This is a genomic window from Lysobacter sp. A289 (assembly GCF_054072675.1).
In genome coordinates this window covers 604896-625661 of the sequence record NZ_JBSVRN010000001.1, presented here as the reverse complement: position 1 = coordinate 625661, position 20766 = coordinate 604896, and the positions used below count along the sequence as shown (strand labels likewise).

Below are 20766 nucleotides of genomic sequence, written 5' to 3'. Positions count from 1 at the left end.
GCCGGTTGGTTGCCCCGGTGCTGTTACACACGCGCCGCACTGGCGGCCAATTCCTGCCGGGTCTGCCGTTCCGCCACATCCAGCTCGCGACCCAGTGAGTCGGCCGCCTCCTGGAAACTACGTGACAACAGCTGTGCGTGAACCCAATACGAGTACCAGGGATAGGCCAGTGCCACCATCAGGAAGACCACAAGCCCGACCCAGAAACGGGGGTCGGCGTTGTCGTCCGGCGACCCGTCGGGGGTGCGGCTACTGCGGCGGAACCGAACGTTGCCCCAGTCACGCTCTTTGGCGGGTTCGTCCACGACTTCTCCCCGAATCAATAACGCATGAGTTAAGCGACCTGCTTGAACGAATTGCTAGGCCTTGCCAAAGTAGAAATGATCAATGCCGACGACCAAACTGACAACCAGAGACGCCACCACGTAGCATAGGAATTGGTCACGGAATGAAAGTTTCAATCGACGGCTTGCCAAATAGGTGAGCATGAAAAGCGTGGCGACCACAAGCGTTGGAATGGTCCATAGACCAAGGCCAAGGTCTGAGCTGACCCGAGCCTCATCGTTTGCGTTGAAGATGCTGACGATGGCGGCGAGAAAACGCATAAAGAACGCGATATAAAGCAGTGCGAAGCCAAACAAAAGCCGTCGATTATAGACAAGAATGAATCCGATCACGCCTTGCACAATCGTTACTATCGGTCCCGCAGCTGAAATGAGGATCGCATCCGCATGTGTAAGGTCGCCCTTCGGCCAAGCATGATTCGGACCGACCATCATTTCGTATCCTAGGGCGACTCCAGTTATCCAATGCGCGAACTCATGAACTGCGAAAGTTGCTATGCCCACCGCAAAGAGCACGAGAGAGAACCGAACGTCTAATGTGCTTTTTTTGAGTCGCATCGAAGTCCCCTGTAAGGCCTAACTATGGTTATCAATAGGTTCCGCCTCATAACGCAACTCAAGCGGCCCCGATCGTCCCATCCTGTTCCGGTGCCAGCCCTAGCGCGTTCAGCATCTCAACCATTTTCGGCAGCCGCTTTTTCCAAGCCCCCCCGCGGTAAACCTTGTCGTAATCTCATCAAGTGAGAGCGGAACGGGACTGTTGGCGAGGACGTCGGCGACGGCGCGGGCCTGGCCTACGGGCCAGTGTGGCGGGTCGATGAAGGCATCGGCGGCGGCGTTGTCAGAAGATCGGTTATCTGCGTCGTCGGCCACGATGGGTCCCCTGCCCTGCGGTTTTGTAATGCAGTTAGCAGGATACGCGTTTGTTTCAGCCACCAGCCAACAACGCCGTATCAAGTTCCGCGGCACGTTGGAACGCCGGTCGGGCTTTCGCGCGCTCGATGTACTGCTTGATCACCGGGCTCTCCGGCACCAGGCCAAAGCCGGTCGTCCAAGACAACGCGACGCCCCAGAGCACGTCGGCGGCGCTGAAGTTCTCGCCCAGCATCCAGGGACCGCGGGCGAGCTGCGCTTCCAGCACCGCCAACATCGAGTCGTAGTCGCGGTACGGCGACATCATCGCCGCCGCGGCTTCACGCTTCATTGAGCGATCCACCACGGCAGGCTCGAAGCACGATGCGTAATACACCATCCAGCGCAGGTAGCTGCCGCGCTCGGGGTCGCCAATGGCCGGTGCCAGTCCCGCCTGCGGGAAGCGGTCCGCCAGGTGCAGGTAGATCGCGACCTGCTCGGTCACCACCGTGTCGCCGTCAACCAGCGTCGGCAGTTTGCCCAGCGGATTGAGCGCGAGGAATTCCGGCCGGCGCTGTTCACCGGCCTGCAGGTTCACCAGCTCGATCCGGTAGTCGACGCCCAACTCCTCCAGCATCACGCGGACGCCGGCGGAACGGGAGTGTGGATGGTGGTAGAGGGTCAATGCGGGGGCGATGGTCATGCCGTGCTCCTTTGATGGTTTAAGCCTCCAGCGCGATGGTAACCGCGACCAGGTCACCGGTGTTCTAGCCGATCAACGCCGCGCCACTTAACTCAATCGGCAACCTGCTCAAGCTCATGCCCGTTTACCCGGAGGAGCGGCTCACGCGGGCCTCGTGCGCCCCTGTGGATCCACACGCCATCGGTCTCGGTCGTCGAAAGATATGAGCGCGTCCCACCCGGGGAGTCGGCCCCCGCGATGCCGCCAAATACCCGATGTCGACGCAGTCGCGGCACGGGCACGCCGGCTGGCTCCACATCATGTCTCGACACCTTGTAGACATACGTCTTCCGTCGCTCCGGCCCGCACCCTTTGTAGCTTGTTCGGAAACCCGATTCACAACCGGTCATCTTCAGGTAGACATCGTCACCCTTCCAGCCCAGCAGCCAAGTCTCGAGCGCGGTCATGCTCCTCTCCCCTGGCGGATCGACCGCGTGCTTGTACAGGATCTTCCCCGACGTCAGGTCGACGACATACACATCCACCATCTGGGCGGTGATTTTTGCGAAGCCGCCGCTGGGGAGTGCAGAAATTCCGGTGGCCCGCTGCACAACATAGCGCTCTGCCGATATGGCTACCTTCGACTCGTCATCGGCAATGGCGTAGTCAAGCTCGAGCCTGCTTGTCGGCTCCCCGTACGTGCACGACGTCAAGACGAGGAAGGCCGCGATGGTGATTGCAGTTTTCATGGCTGGTCAGACTCTCCGATCAACGCGCCATGCAGCGCCGGTAACGGTCATCCACGCGGTTCGCAAACCACGCGGTGGTCAGCTCGCGGGTGATCTTGGGGCTGTCCAGCGTAATGCCGGGGATCATCGCACGTGGCAGCGGCTTGCCGGCGCGGGCCTCGGCGAGCGCAAACACCCGCTCGAATAGCGTGGTGCTGTTGAAGTCCAGCCGGTCGCCGTGCTCCAGCGCGTCGCGGATGGCGTGGTCGTCCATGCCGAGTTGACCGCCCAGCGCACGCACCGCGCGCTCGGTCTCGCCCGGCCGGTCCAGCGACGCGCCCGGTATCAGCAGGTCGCCGTCCAGCGCCAAGGATTGCCCGCTCGCCAGCGCCACCGCGTTCTGGAATGCGGCGTTGCGGCTGGCGTACCAGCCGGCGTTGAAGTCGGCGAAGCGGTGCACCTTGCGTGTGTACGGGGTGGCGTAACCAAGCAAGTGGTCGATGCCGAAATACAGGCCGCCGCGACGGGTGAATACCTCGTCGCGGATGCTGCCGCCGGTCGGGTACGGATAGCCGTCAGCGCGCGACTCGGCGAACGGGATCGACACCTGCATCGGGCCGCCCGTCTGCACCGGGTTGAAGCCGTCGAACAACCGCTCGCCCAGCGGCACGCGACCGGTCAGGTCTTCGTAAAGCTCGCTCAGCTGGCGTTCGGTGCGCGCCGCGCGCAGCCGCTCGTCGTAGCTGCGGCCGTCCGACGAGTCCAGTTTAAGCGCGGCCGTGACCATGAATTTCGGCACGTGCACCGCCGCGGCACGCCGTACGATCTCGGCACGCGCAATCGCCGGCAGGTTGGCCACCGGCGGGTCGGCCTGGTAGCCGGATTCCTGCTCGATCACCGCCAACACCGCGCAGATGTTCTCCTCGATCGGATCGATCTCCTGCGCCGCGAATGCCGCTTGGATGTCGGCCGCCCAGCCGGCGCGGTCGTCGACCTTGGCCGGGATCCGCCGGGCGATATCGGCACGCACCACATCGGCCGCGGGCCCGGTGAGCCGCGGCGCAGTCACGCAACCGGCCAGCACCAGCAGCAATCCGAGGGTGGCACCCCAGCGCAGGCGCCTCAAAACACCGACAGCCCGGTCATGTAAGCAAAGCGGTGCAGCGCATAGCCGCCCAGCAATGAGTTGCCCTTCTCGTCCAGTCCCGGGTACCAGACGCACAGGCTCATCACGTGCGGCACCACCGCGACGATGCCGCCACCGACGCCGCTCTTGGCCGGTAGGCCGACGTAGAACGCGAAGTCGCCGGCGGCGTCGTAGGTGCCGGCGGTCATCATCAACGAGTTGATCCGGGTGGACAGTTGATCGGTCACCACCCGCGTCCCGGAGATGCCGCAATGACCGCGTCGGGCCAGGTACTGCACGCTGCGCGCCAGATCCACGCAGTTCATCCGCAGCGAGCATTGCAGGAAGTAGAAGTCGAGCACGGCGTCAACATCATTGACGATGTTGTCGTAGCTGCGGATGAAATTGGCCGTGGCGATATTGCGGAAACCGCTCTCGCGCTCGGACCTGATGACCACCTCGTCAGCGCCCACTTCGACGCTGCCCGAGCGTGCCCGCATGAACTCCAGAAGCGCCTGCTCGGGGTGCGCGTAATTGGACAGGATGACGTCGGCCACCACCAGCGCGCCGGCGTTCATGAACGGATTGCGCGGGATGCCCATCTCGTATTCGAGCTGGATCAACGAGTTGAACGGGTCGCCGGACGGCTCCCGATCCACGCGGTCCCACAGCGCATCGCCGACCGCCTCCAGCGCCATGGTCAACGTGTGGACCTTGGAAACGCTCTGGATCGAGAAACGCTCGCGCGCGTCGCCGACCTCGTGCACGTTGCCGTCGCGGGTCACCAGTGCCATGCCGAAGCGGTCCATCGGCACGTTGGCCAGCGCGTCGATGTAGTCGGCCTGCTTGCCTTCGCCGAAACGGGCGCGAACCTCCTCATTAATGGTGCCAAGGATGTCCGGCAGGTCGAGCTCACTGAGATCGAACTGGGTCTGGATGGGTTCGTGCATGGTGGTGATTCAACTCCGGTGGCCGACCATGATGACGCCGGCGGGTGGACAGGCCAACCGCCGGCGCAACGGACTCACCGGTTTGCCGTGCAGCGGCTTACCAGATCCTGACGCGATCGGCCGGCGCGATCCACAGTGCGTCGTCCTCGGTGACATCGAACGCGGTGTACCAGGCGTCGATGTTGCGCAGCGGGGCAAAGGCGCGAATCTGGCCCGGTGAGTGGGTGCCGTTGGCCAGTTGCTGGCGCAGGGCGTCGTCGCGCCACAGGGTGCGCCAGACCTGCGCCCAGCCCATGAACAGGCGCTGCTCGCCGGTGAAGCCGTCGATCTCCGGTGCCGCGTTGCCGTCGAGCGAACGGCGGTAGGCCTCCAGCGCGATGGTCAGGCCGCCGAGGTCACCGATGTTCTCGCCCATCGCGACCTTGCCGTTGATGTGCATGTCCGGCAGTTGCGGAAACTCGTAGGCCTCGTACTGGGCGCCGAGCCGCTCGGCCTGGACGTCGAACTGGGCCGCATCATCGGCCGTCCACCAGTCGCGCAGCAGGCCATTGCCGTCGGACTTGCGGCCCTGGTCATCAAAGCCATGGATGATCTCGTGGCCGATCACCGCGCCGATGCCGCCGTAGTTCACCGCCGGGTCGGCATCGGGGTCAAAGAACGGCGGCTGCAGGATGGCGGCCGGGAACACGATCTCGTTCTTCACCGACGAGTAGTAGGCGTTGACGGTCTGCGGGGTCATGCCCCATTCGCCCTTGTCGACCGGCTTGCCGATGCGCACGCGGTCGTGCTCCCACTCGAAGGCGTAGGAACGTTCGGCATTGCCGAACACATCGTCGTTGGCGACCTGCAATGCGGCGTAGTCGCGCCAGGTGTCGGGGTGGCCGATCTTCAGCCCGAAGTTGGCGAGCTTCTTGTGGGCCTCGGCCTTGGTCGCGGGGCTCATCCACGCCAGCTGGTCCAATCGCGCACCCATCGCCGCCTTCACGTTGGCGACCAGGTCGTCCATCTTGGCCTTGGCGTCGGCCGGGAAGTACAGCTCGACATAGTCCCGACCGATCGCCTCGCCCATCGCCGACTCGGCGAAGGCGACGGCACGCTTCCAGCGCTCGCGCTGCTCAGGCTGGCCGGACAGGAACTTGCTGCGGAAGCCGAACTCGGCATCGACAAACGCCTTCGACAGCAGCGGCGCGGCGTTGTCGGTGGTCTGGAACGCCTGCCAGGCGTTGAGGGTGGCCAGGTCAGTGTCGGCGAAGATCCGCGCGATCACCGGGAACGCGGTGTCCTGACGGATCACGGCGCGATCGGCATAGTCGACGCCGGCGGCCTTGAAGAACGTCGCCCACGGGAAGCCCGGCGCAGTGGCGTCGATGTCGGCCAGCATCACCGGGTTGTAGGTCTTGTCGCGGTTGCGACTCTCGGCGCGGGTCCAGTGCGCCTCGGCGATCCTGGTCTCCATTGCCATGATGGCGTCGGCGTTGGCCTGCGGTTGCTCCCAACCGGCCAGTTCCAGCATCTGCGCGATGTACTCGACGTAGCGCTCACGCTGCGGCGCGAACTTCTCATCCAGGTACATCTGACGGTCGCCCAGGCCCAGACCGGATTGGCTGAGATAGAGCGCGTAGGTGTCGGGGCTCTTCTGGTCGTCGGAGACGTAAGCGCCAAAGAAGCTGCCGCCAAAGCCGGCGTTGCGCTGGCCCATCAGGGCGGCAATGGCGTCCTTGTCATTGGCGGCGCGGATGGCGTCCAGGTGCGGCTGCAGTGGCGCGGCGCCAAGCGCCTCGATCGCCGTCTCGTCCATGAAACCGCGGTACAGCGCGGCGACCTTGGCCGCATCGCCGCCGGTGGCCGGGTCGCCGAGCGCGTAGCCCTCGACCAGCTGGCGCAGACGCGCCTCCGACAAGTCGCGCAGCACCAGGAAGGAACCGTAGCTTGACCGATCGGACGGGATTGGCGTGTTCTGCGCCCAGTTGCCGCTGACGTAACCGAAGAAGTCCGCTCCCGGGTCGACGCTGGTATCCATGCCGGCCAGGTCGATACCCCAGGTGCCAAAACGCGTCGCGGCAATGGCCGCATCACCACCACCGGTGTTATCGCTGGCCTCGAACAGGGTCTGGATTTCGCAACCGTCATCGACGCAGCGGTCCTGGGCGGCCAGTGGTGCAGCCATCGTCAGCGCGACCGCGGTCGCGACACAAAGCAGGGTCTTGTTCAATGTGGTTTCTCTTTGGAATGAGCGGGCGGCCCTGGGCCGACCTGATGTTCTACCTTAGCCGGGAGCATGCCGGGCAGTGCCAAGAGTTGGCCCGTGGCAAACGTGAGGTGTCCTACCCGCGGAAGGTCTGCAGGTGCACGCTGGTCTCGCTGGCGCTGATGCCGGGGATCTTGCGGATGCGCTCGAGCACCTTCGACAGCTCGGCCAGGTCGCCCACGCGCAGCTCGGCCAGCAGGTCCCAGCGCCCGTTGGTGTCGTGCAGCTCGGCCACGCCCGGCTCGCCCAGCAGCGCACGTATCACCGAATGCTGGTTGCCCTTCACCGCGATGCTGGTCCAGCTGCGGATCTCCTCGGGCGCGGCATCCGGCCGCAGCCGGACGGTGTAGCCGACGACCACACCGTCGCGTTCCAGCCGTGCCATGCGGTTGGTAACGGTGCCGCGCGAGACGCCAAGCACTTGCGCGAGCTGCGCGACCGGGGTGCGGGCATCGTGGCGCAGCAGGGCAATCAAGCGGTGGTCGAGGTCGTCCATATACGCATAGTGTCAGATTATTATGACGAATTGCTATAAATATGGCGTAAAGCGTACGTTATTGCCGTTTCGCTCTGACGCCGAAGTCCGGACAATGGATCGGGTCAGGACGCCGTGCGTCCCCCTGCTCAATCCCACATGTCCAAGAGGAGTCTCCATGACCACCCTGCTCACCACCCACGATGTCGCCAGGATTGTCGCCACCCACGGCCTGCCGACGATGCTCGGTCGCATGGTCGAGTACATCGAAGCCGACTTCGGCCGCTGGAACGACTTCGACAAGACCGCGCGCACCGCTGCCCACTCCGAGGTCGGCGTGATCGAGTTGATGCCGGTCGCCGACGACAAGGAGTACAGCTTCAAGTACGTCAACGGACACCCGGGCAACTACCAGCACGGTTTGTCGACGGTGATGGCGTTCGGCGCCCTGGCCGATGTCGACACCGGCATGCCCACCGTGCTCAGCGAGCTGACCTTGACCACCGCGATCCGCACCGCCGCGACTTCGGTGATGGCCGCCAAGCGGCTGGCCCGCAAGAACTCGAAGGTGATGGCACTGATCGGCAACGGCGCCCAGAGCGAGTTCCAGGCGCTGGCCTTCCACCACCTGCTGGGTATCGAGGAAGTGCGTCTGTTCGATGTCGACCCGGGCGCCATCGACAAGCTCGCCGCCAACCTCGCCAGCGCCGCACCCGGCCTGCGTGTGGTCCGCTGCAGCAGCACCGCCGAGGCCGTGCGCGGCGCCGACATCGTCACCACCGTCACCGCCGACAAGAAGAACGCCACCATCCTGAGCGCGGCGATGATCGAGCCGGGCATGCATGTAAACGCCGTCGGCGGCGACTGCCCGGGCAAGACCGAGCTGGATCCGCAGATCCTGCTGCGCGACGACGCACGCACCTATGTGGAGTTCGAACCGCAAAGCCGCATCGAAGGCGAGTTGCAGCACATGACCGAGGACTTCCGGGTCACCGAGTTCTGGCGCGTGGTCGGAGGCGAAGCCGAGGGCCGCACCAGCGACGCCGATGTCACCATCTTCGACTCGGTCGGCTTCGCGCTGGAGGATTACGCCTCCTTGCGCCTGATGCGCGATTGCGCCGTCGAGCTGGAGCTGGGCCGCAAGATTGACCTGGTGCCGGTGATGGAAGACCCGAAGGACCTGTTCGGCCACCTGGTGGGGACGGCGCTGGCGCAGGAAGCTAAAGCAGCCTGACAAATCGCCACAAACGTTGCGGCAGTATTAAAAAACAACCTTACGAAACATCAGTCCGCGGACGCGTAGACACGCGCGTCCGCGGATGGCTTGCCGGGTAATCAGGCAGCCGAGGCCACGTGCCCGTTGTTCAACTCTTCCTCGGTCGCTTCCCTCACTTCAACCACATCGACCGCGAAGTGCAGCTGCTGGCCGGCGAGCGGGTGATTGCCATCGACGACCACTTCTTCAGGGTCCACCTTGGTCACGGTCACCAGCAGCGGGCCTTTCTCGGTACGTGCCTCGAACTGCATGCCGGGCTGCACCGACTCCACGCCTTCAAACGCACTGCGCGGCACGGTCTGGATCAGCCCCTCGTGGCGTGGGCCATAGGCCTCTTCGGGCGCGACATCGGCGGTGAGGCTGTCACCGGTCTTCTTGCCCAGCAAGGCTTTTTCCAGGCCCGGGACAATATTGCCGGCACCATGCAAATAGGCCAGAGGCGTATCCGTGGCGGATTTGTCGATCACCTCGCCAGCGTCATTGGTCAGGGTGTAATGAAAAGCGGCAACGCGTCGTTCTTCGATTTCCATGGGAAACCTCTCTTAGGGATAGTCAGGGGATGTGCCGGTCGATTCACGGCGAGAGTGGGTGCTACCCCACCAGCCTAGAAAAGATGCACCGCAAGTGCAACCCGTCGCCACCTGTATCCGCAACACGCCTACTCGCGCATCGCCTCCAGCCGACGCGTTGGTCAGTGGCCGGATCATCCTGCGGAATCGACGCTTCGGCGCACGCGCTTCCAGATATCGGCTGTCGCATGCTGCCGGGGTTCAACCGACGCCAGCATCGCCAGCGCATGCGTCTCATCCATTCGGCCGTGCTTGCACAGCAGGGCAAGCGCGCCGACCAGTCTCCCGAACCGCAATGACCGACCCAGCGAGTCAGACGTAATCCCATGGCGAGAGTGATCCAACGCCTGACAAACCCGTGGCGGCAGCTCCCACGTCCCTGAAACCCGAAACGCCGCCGGAGCCGCCCATGCATCCAGCAGTGCGGTGACCACATCCGCATCCGGAACCAACCCCGGTTGCCGGTTGTACTGGTCACGTACCACCCTGCCGACGATGATCAAGCCCAGCCCCTGCAACAGGCCCAGCAGTTGCGCGGCGAACGCATCGTCACGCTCGACCAGCTTTGCGTGATCGGTCGCCGCGGCCGCCGACAGCAACGTGTACTCCCAGATCAGGTCCGCGAAGGCAGCAAACGCGCCAACGTCGCTCGTCCCCATCACCGGTTGCATCACCGCCGCCGCGATCAGGTGGCGGATGCCATCGGTGCCAACCATCGCCACGGCATGGGTAAAGTCCTCCACCGGCCGGGACTGCACGCAATACAGCGGGCTGCTGGCGATGCGCAAAAGGTTCCCGGCCAGTACCGGATCCTTGCCGATGATGTCCGCCATCATCCGTCCTGAGGATTTGGGATCATTGACGGTGCGCATCAACTGCGGCAGCACCTGCGGCCGGCGGGGCGTGTAGCGCGGTTGTGTCTCGATCTTCTGTAGCAGCGATACCGATCGCGCCACCACAGCGGCGTGTGCAGAGCCGGCCACCACCGCGCCGCGGCTGAACGTCGTGGCGTCGAAGGCAATGGCGTAAAGCTGATGGAGTACCTCACGGTCCTCGGGATAGCCCCTGCCAGGCACCCCGATGCGTTCATCAGCGCCCTCCTCAGCGCCCATATCGGGCCGGTTGCCTGCGTGCTCAACATCCGTCCTGATCGATTCCGACACAGGCGCCGCTGCTGCCCGCCGGCGGACCGCCCATAGCGCAAAGCCGGCGACAAGCACCACGGCAAGACCCGCAAGCAGAAGCAATGGCGTTGGCATCATGGACAGGAAAAATCGGAACCAACCGCATCTTACCGTCAACAACCCCCGAGTTCGCCCGTCCTCAGCGCACGTCATCGTCCCCTCGGAGCTCTGGTGCCGCCTATCGCGCGCCGACGATCATCCAGCGGTCGTGACGGGCGCGCAGACCCAGCGTGACCAACCGCGCACCAAGAAAGCCGAAGACAAATGCCGCCATCAGCCACGCCAGCCCCGACGCACCCGACGGCGCGGCCACCAGGACGGCAGCGGCCAGCGGCACGAACACCGCCAGGTTGATGACCCCGGCGATGGCCAGGTAACGAAGGTCACCGGCGCCAATGAGAACCCCATCCAGCACCCACACAACGGCGCCCAGCGGAACCGAGATGCCGAGAATGATCAGGGTCGGCGGCAGCAATGACGAGACCTCCTCCGCATTGGTAAAAACGCGGCCCAGCACACCGCTGGTGGCAATCAGCAGTACCCCGAGCACGACGCCCGCGAGCACGCCCCACTCCAGGCAGCGGCGCAGGATCGCCTTGACGCTGGCGACATCGCCCGCCCCCAGACTTCGACCCACCAATGCCTGGGCGGCAATCGCCAGTGCATCCAGCGCGAAGGCAAGCGTTGCGAAAATCGTCATCGCGACCTGGAAGGCCGCCAGCTGCGGGGACCCAAGGCCGGTCGCCACGTATACCGCCAGCACCATCGCGATGCGCATGGTGACCGTGCGCAGGAAGAGCCAGCCACCCGAGGTCGCACCCAGCAGGATCCCAGCGCGCTTGGGCCAGACGCTGGCACCCTCACGTCTCGCGTGGCGGCCGATCACCACCAGGTAGACCGCCGCCATCGCCCATTGCGCGACCACGGAGCCGACGGCGGAACCTGCAATGCCCTGGTCAAGGCCGTAGATGAACCAGTAATTGAGCACGATATTGGCGGCAAACCCGCCCCCCGCCACGATCAGCGGTGTGCGCGTGTCCTGCAGTCCGCGCAGCAGGCCGGTGCCGGCAAACACCAGCAGCATTGCCGGGATACCGGCCATAGAGATGCCCAGATAGGTCACCGCCGCAGCATTGACACCAGCGTCGGCACCAAATGCGGCCACCAGACCGGGCGTTGCAGCCCAACCCGCGCCCGCCAGGACGATGCCAAGGCCCAACGCGAACCACAACCCGTCGATGCCCACCGCCACCGCACGCTGTATGTCGCCGATGCCCAACCATCGGGCCACCGCAGGGGTGGTGCTGTAAGCGAGGAACACCATGAGGCCGATGATGGTTTGCAGAATGACGCTCGCCAACCCGAGACCGGCCAATGGCACCTCGCCCAGATGCCCCACCATCGCCGAATCCGCCAGCAGGAACATCGGCTCGGCCACCAGCGCACCAAACGCGGGAACGGCAAGGCGCAGGATCTCGCGATCCATCGGTTGACGGCTAAGGATTCGGATGTGTCACGCCTTGCTTTTTGATCGGCCGGTTCGCGCCATCTTGGGTTTTTTGGGTCATCTGGGCCAGTGCTACAGTGCCTTGCCTTCTTTAGCCATCGCGAAATGAGCACCATGACGAAGACCCCCGCACCCTATCCGATCGGCACGCCAGGACAGCCCTGGGGCCCTGCCGAAGTGGCGACCTGGCTGTCGCAGCAGACCCCCAAGCGCAGCTATGAAGCGGACGTACTGAGCGTCATCGAGACCCTGCGGACACGCTTCGACGTGGTGCACTACGGCCAGCTTGACTACCACCCCGACAAATTCCCGCTGTTTGCGGTCAAGACCCGCAACTGGAGCGACGAACTCCCGTGCGCGCTGGTCACCGGCGGCGTGCACGGCTACGAAACCAGCGGCGTGCATGGCGCGTTGCAGTTTCTCGACCAACATGCCGCCAGCTATGAGGGCCGCGTCAACCTTGTCGTCGCCCCATGCGTCAGCCCCTGGGCCTACGAGATGATCCACCGCTGGAACAAGGATGCGATCGACCCGAACCGCTCGTTCCGCGACGACAGCCCGGCGCAGGAATCGGCCGCGCTCATGGATTTGGTCGCGCCCTTCCGCGACCGGTTCCTGGTGCATATCGACCTGCATGAAACCACCGATACCGACGAGTCCGAGTTCCGCCCGGCGCTGGCCGCCCGCGACGGGATAACCATTGAGCCGGGCGAGATCCCCGACGGTTTTTACCTGGTCGACGACAGCGATAACCCGCAACCCGAGTTCCAGCAGGCCGTGATCGATGCGGTAGCGAAAGTCACCCACATCGCCCCGGCGGACAGCAACGGCCAACTCATCGGCTCGCCCATGGTCGGCCCGGGAGTTATCGCCTACCCACTCAAGCAACTCGGGTTATGCGCCAGCGTCACCAACGCGCCGTACAAGACCACCACCGAGGTCTACCCCGACAGTCCACAGGCAACGGCGGCACAATGCAACGCCGCGCAGGTGGCGGCCGTTCGTGCGGCGATCGATTTCGCGCTGGCGCAGTAATTTTCGCCGAACTTAGGCGAACATAACTTCTTGTTCACAGACGTTTCTGTATGATGCGCCTTCCCTCCTCCTCTTGCCCTTATCACTGGGCCTTGTCGCACGCCTCAGCCGTGCCGGGGAAGGAAGTAAGTCATCGATCCGCGATGGGCGTCGAACGCCCTTCGCCGAACGTCACGCCGTGGCGCGCCAGATGCCTGCCACGGCGGACCCGCACAAGGAGTAGCAATGTCCAGCCAGAACGCCGGCAAGTCCAATAATCCGTCACACCTGTTCGCTTCCAGCAGCGGCAAGAACCAGAACCGCAGCATCACCAGTGACCATATCGCCGACCAGCTCGCGGCCTTCAAGAAACGCGGTGGCCGCATCGAAGTCCTCGGCAATACGCCGCTTCGAGCCAACGTCACCGCATTCCGCTCCAAGGGCAATGCCCCGCGCAAGCCAAGCGCCACCGCCGACAAGGCCGCAAGCAAGGCCGTTGGCTGACCGATCCATGCCGGGCAGTTATTCAAGCCCGCGCCCTGCCGTTACCCAGTTGCGATATCAATCGCGGCAACCCTAAAGAATCCTCCGGCACGGCCGATAGAACATGCGCACCGGCATTCCCGACCGGTCACGGATGTCCCATGTTCGACAGTTGGTTTCCAGGCACGTTGCCGGGGGCCGCCGGTAACGCGGCGGACTGGCGGACACGCATGGTGGAAGCCGTGACCGTGCTGGAAGTGGCATCGGTGCTGGTCGGACGGGCCGGCAGCCTGCCTGGCGTCCGCCGCGCAAGGCTGTTTTGGGAGCTCGATTTCTCGCAGCCGATGGTCGACCAAGTGCCCGCCCCCGATCCGCGGGAGCTCGCACTGATGGATGACGCGGGCGCGACGGGAGCGCCCAGCACCAGTGCAGATGGCCGCCACCTTGCGATTCCCCTGCCCGCAAGTACCGCGGTGATGCTGCTGGAACTGGCGCCCAGCGTCGACATCGGCGCCATCACGGCGCAGCTGGCCTCGGCACTGCGGGTTGTCGACCGCAAGCTCGATAGGCGGTTGCGGATGTCCGAGCTGGAGGGCGAAGTGGTCCGGCTGCAATTGTCCGAGCAGGTCCAGCGGGCGTTGTTCGCGATCTCCGAGCTCGCCGGGTCCGACCGCGACATGGCCGAGGTGCTGCGGGGTATCCATCGCATTGTCGGCACGTTGATGCATGCCGAGAATTTCTTCATCGTCATGCGCGACCTGGAACTCGATACCCTGCGCTTGATCTACTTCGCGGACGTCAAGGATCCACAGCCGTTCGATGAGCTCCCCCTGGACGAAGTCAAGCATTCCGCGACCTGGTACGTCATTCGTGATCGAAAGGCGCTGCGTGGAGACAATGAGCGTCTCAGGGCCCAGGCCAGCGGACCGATGCGGTTGGTCGGCTCCGACAGCCCGGCCTGGTTGGGGGTGCCAATGCTGCGCGAGGGCGTCGCCCATGGCGCCATCGTGGTCCAGAGCTACCAGCAGGGTATCGGGTATAGCGAGGCCAACCAAACCCTGCTGGAATTCGTCGCCAGTCACATCCTGACCACGCTGGAACGAAAAAGCAGCACAGAGCTTCTCGAGCGCAGCGTCAAACTGCGGACCCAGGAGCTGGCGCAGGCCAACTGCGACCTGCAGTTCGAAGTGGCCGAGCGCGAGCGCACCCAGCAACTGCAGACGGCCTTGTTCCAGATCGCCCAACTCGCCGTCGATGACATCGACGAGAATCAGTTCTACCGGCGCATCCACGGCATCATCGGACAGCTGCTCAACGCCGAAAACCTCTTCATAGCATTGTTGTCCGACGACGGCTCGATGCTCGAGTTTCCCTATCACGTCGACCCGCATTCCAAAGACTGGTCGATGAGCAGACCACTGGCGCGCGGACTGAGCGAGTACGTGCTGCGTACCCGCCAGCCGTTGCTGGCGACGGCGACGTTGCTACGCGAGCTCGAGCACAGGGGCGAAATCGAGCACCATCCCGGCTTTGGCTTCCCGTCGGAAAGCTGGCTTGGCGTACCGCTGATTTCCGGCGACGAGACCATCGGCCTGGTCGCGGTACAGAGTTACGATCCGGCGGTTTCCTATAACCTGCCCGACCAGGAGCTGCTGGGCTTTGTTGCCTCCCAGATCGCCAATAGCCTGCATCGTCGCCGCGTTGCCCGGTTCCGCCAGCAAGCCTACGAACAGTTGGAAGACCGGGTCGATGAACGCACCGTCGAGTTGCGAGAGCAGATTCGCGAGCGCGAGCGGATCCAGCAGCAATTGCGTCACGAGGTCATGCACGATGCCCTGACGGGACTGCCCAACCGCAGCCATTTGCGCGAACGGATCGAGGCGGCGCTGGCCCAGATGGCGGGCCAGCCCAAGCGTCGTTGCGCCCTGCTGTACCTCGATGTCGACCGCTTCAAGGTCATCAACGATAGTCTCGGACACTTGGCCGGGGACGCGTTCCTGCGCGAGATCGCGTGCCGGCTGCAGGCATCGGTACGCAAGCCGGATCTGGTGGCGCGGCTGTCGGGAGACGAGTTTGCGGTGCTGTTGAATGACATCCCGCCCGATGGCGGGAGTCCGCGGTCGACGCCGACGGCCGTCGCCCAGCGGGTACTGGACCTGATCACCGCGCCGATGGAGATCGCCGGCCGCACATTGGAACCGTCGGCCAGTATCGGGATCGCGATCGGCAACAAAAATCACACCCAGGCCGATGAGCTGATACGCGACGCCGACGCCGCCCTGTATCGCGCCAAGGCGCTGGGTCGCAAGCGCTGGCAGATGTTCGACGATTCGCTGCAGCGGTCGGCCGTCGACGTGTTGACGATCGAAGCCGAGCTGCGCCAGGCGCTGCTGCTGGATCAACTGGAGCCCTACCTGCAACCGATCGTGCGTTTGACCGATGGCAAGGTGGTCGGCCACGAAGCATTGCTGCGCTGGAACCATCCGCGGCGCGGCGTCCTGTGTCCGGGCGACTTCCTTCAGGTCGCCGAGGACAGCGGCCTGATCCAGGCAATCGACTGGCGCGTGTTCAAACGCAGCATGGTGCACATGGCGGCGATGGACGATGACACCTATCTGACCATCAACGTTGCCCCGCGCCACCTGCGCCAAAAGGACTTCGCCAAACGTCTATTGCGGCTGGTCTCGCATACCGGCATGTCACCGACGCGTCTGGTGATCGAGATCACCGAGGGTTCGCTGCTCGACGACCCTGAACACATGCGGGCAGTACTGGATCACCTGTTGGCTTCGGGAGTCCGAACCGCGCTGGACGACTTCGGTACCGGATACTCATCGCTGAGCTACCTGCACACCTTCCCGCTGCGAATGCTCAAGATCGATCGGACATTCCTCGCCGCACTCGGTAAGCAGAGCAACACCGCGCCGGTGGTGTCGGCGGTCATCGCACTGGCCCGGGCGTTGGACATGGTGGTAGTCGCCGAGGGCGTAGAAACCGAAGAACAGCACCGGATCTTGATCGCACTGGGTTGCGAGCTCGGGCAAGGCTACCTGCTGGGTCGCCCGTCGTCGTTCGCCGATGACCTGCCGGATCCGTCCGACGCCCAGCACGCCGTAGCCAAGGCGTAGGGTCGTGAGCATGCAGCGGCCGCATGACTAAAGGCCGGCGAGCATGGAAGCGTGGCCCACTAAACTTCAACCCTTCAATGTCGCGCCAACTCTTTGGGGAATGAAGTGATCAATCGCTGCCTGTTGCCGATATGCGTGTTGTTGATGGGTTTGGGAATCAACGGCGTAACCGTGGCCCAGGAGCCGGTGGACCTGGACATGGTCAACCGCATCCGACAGGAGGCATTCCACCGTTCGCAGGTGATGGCGACCTTCAGCCACTTGACCGAAACCATCGGCCCGCGGCTCACCAATTCCCCGCAGATGGCCCAGGCCAATGCCTGGACCCGCGAGCAGTTCACCGACTGGGGCCTGGCTGACGTCCACGACGAAGCCTTCGATGACTTCGGCCGTGGCTGGGAGTTCAACAACGCCAGCGTGCAGATGCTCAGTCCGCGCACGCTGCCACTGCATGCGCTGCCTGAGGCGTGGACCCCGGGCACCGACGGACCGGTCGACGGCGAGGTGATGGCCGTCACCATCAAGAAGCTGGCCGACCTGGACAAGTACAAGGGAAAGCTGGCGGGCAAGATCCTGCTGCTGGATGAAGCACGCGACTACAAACGCGGCGACAAGCCCGATTCGAGCCGCCACGAGGACAGCGGTCTGGTCGAGCTGGAGGTATTCGCCGTACCCAAGGACAAGAAGGAAGATCGCGCCGAGCGGATCAAGAAGTACACCGAACGCCTGGCACTGAGCAAGGCCAGCAACAAGTTCTTTGTCGACGAAGGCGTGCTGGCCACCTTGAGCATCAGCAGCCGGGACAACGGCATCATTCGTGCCACCGGCGGTGGCTCTCGCAAGGCCGGCGAATCGGTCGGCGTGCCGGCACTGGTGATGGTGGCCGAGCACTACAACCAGCTCGCGCGCGCGGCCGAGCGCGAACAGCCGGTCAGGTTGCGGGTCAACGTAGAGGCGCGCTTCACCGACGAGACCGACCAGCCCGGTTACAACACCATTGCCTCGATCCCGGGCACCGGCCGCAAGGCCAATGAAATCGTGATGCTCGGTGCCCATATGGACTCGTGGCACACCGGAACCGGCGCGGCCGACAATGCGGCCGGAGTCGCGGTGATGATGGAAGCCATGCGCATCCTCAAGGCCGTCGACGCGAAGCCCGACCGCACCATCCGCGTCGCATTGTGGAGCGGCGAGGAGCAAGGGCTGGTGGGGTCGCGGGCTTACGTCACCGACCATTTCGCCGCCTACCCCGAGCCCACCGACCCGGGGCAGAAAGCCCTGCCGACGTCGCTGCGGGACCCGACCGGCGCCCTGCAGAAGACGCGCGACTACGATCGTTTCTCCTCCTACTTCAACATGGACAATGGCTCGGGTCGCTTCCGCGGCATCTACGCTCAGGAAAACCTGGCGGCGGTGCCGATCTTCCAGGCCTGGCTGGCACCATTCCAGGACGTCGGCGCCACCACAGTGACCACGCGCAATACCGGCAGCACCGACCACATATCCTTCGATCACGTCGGCCTGCCCGGCTTCCAGTTCATCCAGGACCATCTGGACTACTTCAGCAACGTCCATCACACCGACCTGGACACCTGGGACCACGTCGAGCCGGAGGATCTGAAGCAGGCCGCGGCCATCGTCGCGTCATTCGTTTACCACGCCGCCATGCGCGAGGAGCGACTGCCGCGCAAGCCACTGCTGGAGAACAACTAGTATCGTTGTGCCCAAGCACTCCGCGAGGGAATCAACCATGTGTTTTCGCCTGTTTGTCGTTGCCTTGCTGCTGTCTGCATGGACGCCCGCAGATGCGCAACAGAAAAACCTGCGCGCGTACGGAATCACCATCGGGGTGCTGCAGCCGGGGCAGTGGAACGCGATCACCGACGTGCCGGGCGTCGAGGTCGGCCACAAGACGCTGGTGAGTGGCGACGATGTCCGCACCGGCGTCACCGCAGTGCTGCCGCACGCCGGCAATATCTTCCAGGGCAAGGTTCCCGCCGCCGTGTACGTGGGCAACGGATTCGGCAAGTTGGCCGGGACGACGCAGATCGAGGAGCTCGGCACCCTCGAGACACCGATCATCCTGACCAATACCCTCAGCGTGCCGGTCGCGGCCGATGCGCTGATCGACCACGTATTTTCCTTCCCCGACAACGGCAACGTGCGCTCGGTCAACCCAGTAGTCGGGGAAACCAACGACGGCTACCTCAACGACATCCGCGGACGCCATGTCACCAGGCGCGACGTACTGGAGGCGATCGAGTCAGCCGCCAGCGGTCCGGTCGCGCAAGGCAACGTCGGTGCCGGCACCGGGACGGTCGCATTCGGCTTCAAGGGCGGCATCGGTACGTCGTCGCGGAAGCTGCCCGAGAACCTCGGTGGCCATACCGTCGGTGTACTCGCGCAAACCAACTTCGGCGGCGTGCTGAGTGTCGATGGCGTGCAGATCGGCAAGTCGCTGGGCAAGTACTACCTGAGCGACGAACTCAACGACTCGCCCGACGGCTCCTGCATGATCATCGTCGCCACCGACGCGCCGCTGGACGCACGCAACCTGGAGCGGCTGGCCAAGCGCGCGATGCTCGGTTTGGCCCGGACCGGCGGCATCGCGTCCAATGGCAGCGGCGACTACGTGATCGCGTTCTCGGCCAACGAATCGGTGCGCGTGCCCTACCAATCCGACAGCCCGCTGCGCGAGATCGCTGTCCTGCGCAACGACGCCATGTCGCCGCTGTTCATGGCTGCCATTGAAGCGACCGAGGAAGCCATCCTCAACTCGCTGTTCCACGCCGAGACGATGACCGGCCGCGACGGCCATGAGGTCGGCGCGTTGCCGGCCGACGAGGTGCTGCAGATCATGCAGGAGCGCGGGTACCCGGTTACTCGACCGCGATAACGCCCTTCATGACCGCCGAGTGGCCAGGAAAGCTGCAGAAGAACTCGTACGGGCCGTCGCCCTGCAGCTTGCTCACCGGAAAGCTCACCGAGGTGATTTCACCGCCACCGACCACGTCAGTGTGCGCGATGACGCGCTCATCGCCCGGCTTCAGGTAGTCGGCCTCCACGCCGGCACCCATGCCGTCGGCGGCAACCGCCTGCATATCGGCTGCAGCAGTGATCACGACGTTATGGCCCATTGCGGCGACCGGCATCTGGCCGGTGTGCTTCAGCGTGATCTTGAACTCGCTGCACGAGGCGGGAATGGTGATGGAGCCGACGTTGTACTGCATCGCGTCATTGCCCTCTATCACGGTCGCGCAGTCGCTGACCACGGCGGCAGGCTTGTCGCTGCCCGGCGCAGCCGCGGCCGGGGTCGGCGCTGCGCCGGCAGTCTCGGCCGGTGGCGGCGTGTTGGCCGGCGCGGTTTCCACCGCAGCAGGCGTATCGGCGGTGATATCGGCCGTGGTGTCGGTGGTGCTGGGCGCCTTGTCGCCGCAGGCCACCAGAGCCAGTGCGCAAGCGGCTGTCAGAAAAGTGATCCGGGTATTCATGTGGACGCTCCGTGTGGGGAATTTTCCGCCCATTGTTCGACGCCCGCCGTTGCCATGAGATGAATTCCGCAACAAGCCTGATCGTTCCCGCTTCAGGGGCCGCACGTCAGCGTACCGTCATAGCTCCGCTCGGCGCCGTCGGCCCGCTGCACCTTGAGGGTGGCAACATGCTGCGTCGCCTCGTTGCCGGTGGGCTGTGAATCGCCGCGCTGGAGCTCCACCACAAGGCCCTTGCCGGACAGGGTGATGCCATCAGCCAGGTCGTTGAATCCACCCGCCCGGCCGTTGCCCAGCATCTCCACATACCCATTGTTGTTCAGCACGCCGCGAACCATCCCGTCGGGAACCACGTCCGCACGCGCCAACAGCAGCATCGCGCCGCCGGCATCGGCAAAACTGCAGGCCAGCTCGCCTGGCAGATCGACGCCGTCCAACTGGTCGGCGCTCAACGGCTGCAACGCGATCTGCGAGCCGTCGCCGCCACGCGTCGGCCCCTCCGTGGCCGGGACCACCGGCGCGTCCGCTGTCGGCTGCACGTCTGGGCCGGTCTCGTCTGCCGCATCGTCCGCAACAGCGACGGCTTCACCGCCGGGACTGCCACCGTCCGGCAGACTGCGTTGATCGCTGCAGGACACCAGCGCGGGCACGAACAGGCACAGCAGGAGGAGTGCATTTCGCAGGGGCATGAGCTAATTCCACAACAGGAAGA

The 20766-nt window shown here is 64.4% G+C and carries 19 protein-coding genes; 6 read left to right on the top strand and 13 right to left on the bottom strand.

Annotated features, from left to right (window positions below; translation table 11 throughout):
- Positions 1–23: 23 nt before the first annotated feature.
- The 8 genes from ACW5DN_RS02930 to ACW5DN_RS02895 form a co-directional block, all read right to left on the bottom strand.
- Complete coding sequence (locus ACW5DN_RS02930) at positions 24–305, bottom strand: hypothetical protein (RefSeq protein ID WP_456961261.1); 282 nt, start codon at positions 303–305, stop codon at positions 24–26.
- A gap of 54 nt (positions 306–359) precedes the next feature.
- Positions 360–779, bottom strand: coding sequence for a hypothetical protein (locus ACW5DN_RS02925; protein WP_456961260.1), 420 nt, complete (start codon positions 777–779; stop codon positions 360–362).
- Between the two features lie 493 nt (positions 780–1272).
- Entirely contained in the window at positions 1273–1899 is a 627-nt protein-coding gene (locus tag ACW5DN_RS02920; protein ID WP_456961259.1) for a glutathione S-transferase family protein, read from the bottom strand.
- 92 nt (positions 1900–1991) lie between these two features.
- On the bottom strand, positions 1992–2627 hold the full coding sequence (locus ACW5DN_RS02915; protein ID WP_456961258.1) for a hypothetical protein: 636 nt from the start codon (positions 2625–2627) through the stop codon (positions 1992–1994).
- Between the two features lie 19 nt (positions 2628–2646).
- Positions 2647–3732, bottom strand: coding sequence for a DUF1615 domain-containing protein (locus tag ACW5DN_RS02910; protein WP_456961257.1), 1086 nt, complete (start codon positions 3730–3732; stop codon positions 2647–2649).
- A complete protein-coding gene (locus tag ACW5DN_RS02905) occupies positions 3729–4682 on the bottom strand; it encodes a glutaminase (protein ID WP_456961256.1) in 954 nt (317 codons plus the stop codon). Before ACW5DN_RS02905 ends, ACW5DN_RS02910 begins: the two co-directional genes overlap by 4 nt.
- A 97-nt stretch (positions 4683–4779) precedes the next feature.
- On the bottom strand, positions 4780–6894 hold the full coding sequence (locus ACW5DN_RS02900) for a M13 family metallopeptidase (protein WP_456961255.1): 2115 nt from the start codon (positions 6892–6894) through the stop codon (positions 4780–4782).
- Between the two features lie 112 nt (positions 6895–7006).
- A complete protein-coding gene (locus ACW5DN_RS02895) occupies positions 7007–7426 on the bottom strand; it encodes an Lrp/AsnC family transcriptional regulator (protein ID WP_456961254.1) in 420 nt (139 codons plus the stop codon).
- 157 nt (positions 7427–7583) lie between these two features.
- On the opposite strand from ACW5DN_RS02895, the gene ACW5DN_RS02890 reads away from it, so the two are divergent.
- The gene (locus ACW5DN_RS02890; protein ID WP_456961253.1) at positions 7584–8639 is read left to right on the top strand and encodes an ornithine cyclodeaminase; all 1056 of its coding nucleotides are present in this window, start codon (positions 7584–7586) and stop codon (positions 8637–8639) included.
- 101 nt (positions 8640–8740) lie between these two features.
- On the opposite strand, the gene ACW5DN_RS02885 is transcribed toward ACW5DN_RS02890, so the two are convergent.
- The 3 genes from ACW5DN_RS02885 to ACW5DN_RS02875 all read right to left on the bottom strand — a co-directional run bounded on the left by ACW5DN_RS02885 (position 8741) and on the right by ACW5DN_RS02875 (position 11920).
- The gene (locus tag ACW5DN_RS02885) at positions 8741–9211 is read right to left on the bottom strand and encodes an FKBP-type peptidyl-prolyl cis-trans isomerase (protein ID WP_456961252.1); all 471 of its coding nucleotides are present in this window, start codon (positions 9209–9211) and stop codon (positions 8741–8743) included.
- A 173-nt stretch (positions 9212–9384) separates the two neighbouring features.
- Positions 9385–10362 carry an HDOD domain-containing protein gene (locus ACW5DN_RS02880; RefSeq protein WP_456961251.1) on the bottom strand — a complete coding sequence of 326 codons (978 nt, stop codon included), beginning with the start codon at positions 10360–10362 and terminating at the stop codon, positions 9385–9387.
- A gap of 250 nt (positions 10363–10612) precedes the next feature.
- On the bottom strand, positions 10613–11920 hold the full coding sequence (locus ACW5DN_RS02875) for an MATE family efflux transporter (RefSeq protein ID WP_456961250.1): 1308 nt from the start codon (positions 11918–11920) through the stop codon (positions 10613–10615).
- A gap of 135 nt (positions 11921–12055) precedes the next feature.
- Here ACW5DN_RS02875 and ACW5DN_RS02870 point away from each other — a divergent pair, with 135 nt between their 5' ends.
- The 5 genes from ACW5DN_RS02870 to ACW5DN_RS02850 all read left to right on the top strand — a co-directional run bounded on the left by ACW5DN_RS02870 (position 12056) and on the right by ACW5DN_RS02850 (position 19462).
- Positions 12056–12976, top strand: a complete 921-nt coding sequence (locus ACW5DN_RS02870) for a M14 family metallopeptidase (protein WP_456961249.1) — start codon at positions 12056–12058, stop codon at positions 12974–12976.
- 225 nt (positions 12977–13201) lie between these two features.
- Positions 13202–13459, top strand: coding sequence for a hypothetical protein (locus ACW5DN_RS02865; protein ID WP_456961248.1), 258 nt, complete (start codon positions 13202–13204; stop codon positions 13457–13459).
- Positions 13460–13599: 140 nt separating this feature from the next.
- The gene (locus ACW5DN_RS02860; protein WP_456961247.1) at positions 13600–16566 is read left to right on the top strand and encodes a bifunctional diguanylate cyclase/phosphodiesterase; all 2967 of its coding nucleotides are present in this window, start codon (positions 13600–13602) and stop codon (positions 16564–16566) included.
- A gap of 144 nt (positions 16567–16710) precedes the next feature.
- Entirely contained in the window at positions 16711–18279 is a 1569-nt protein-coding gene (locus ACW5DN_RS02855) for a M20/M25/M40 family metallo-hydrolase (RefSeq protein WP_456962939.1), read from the top strand.
- A gap of 37 nt (positions 18280–18316) precedes the next feature.
- Complete coding sequence (locus tag ACW5DN_RS02850) at positions 18317–19462, top strand: DmpA family aminopeptidase (RefSeq protein ID WP_456961246.1); 1146 nt, start codon at positions 18317–18319, stop codon at positions 19460–19462.
- Here ACW5DN_RS02850 and azu read toward each other — a convergent pair.
- A complete protein-coding gene (gene azu, locus ACW5DN_RS02845) occupies positions 19446–20057 on the bottom strand; it encodes an azurin (RefSeq protein WP_456961245.1) in 612 nt (203 codons plus the stop codon). The two genes, ACW5DN_RS02850 and azu, sit on opposite strands and share 17 nt — an antisense overlap.
- A 92-nt stretch (positions 20058–20149) precedes the next feature.
- On the bottom strand, positions 20150–20743 hold the full coding sequence (locus tag ACW5DN_RS02840; protein ID WP_456961244.1) for a hypothetical protein: 594 nt from the start codon (positions 20741–20743) through the stop codon (positions 20150–20152).
- Positions 20744–20766: the final 23 nt, after the last annotated feature.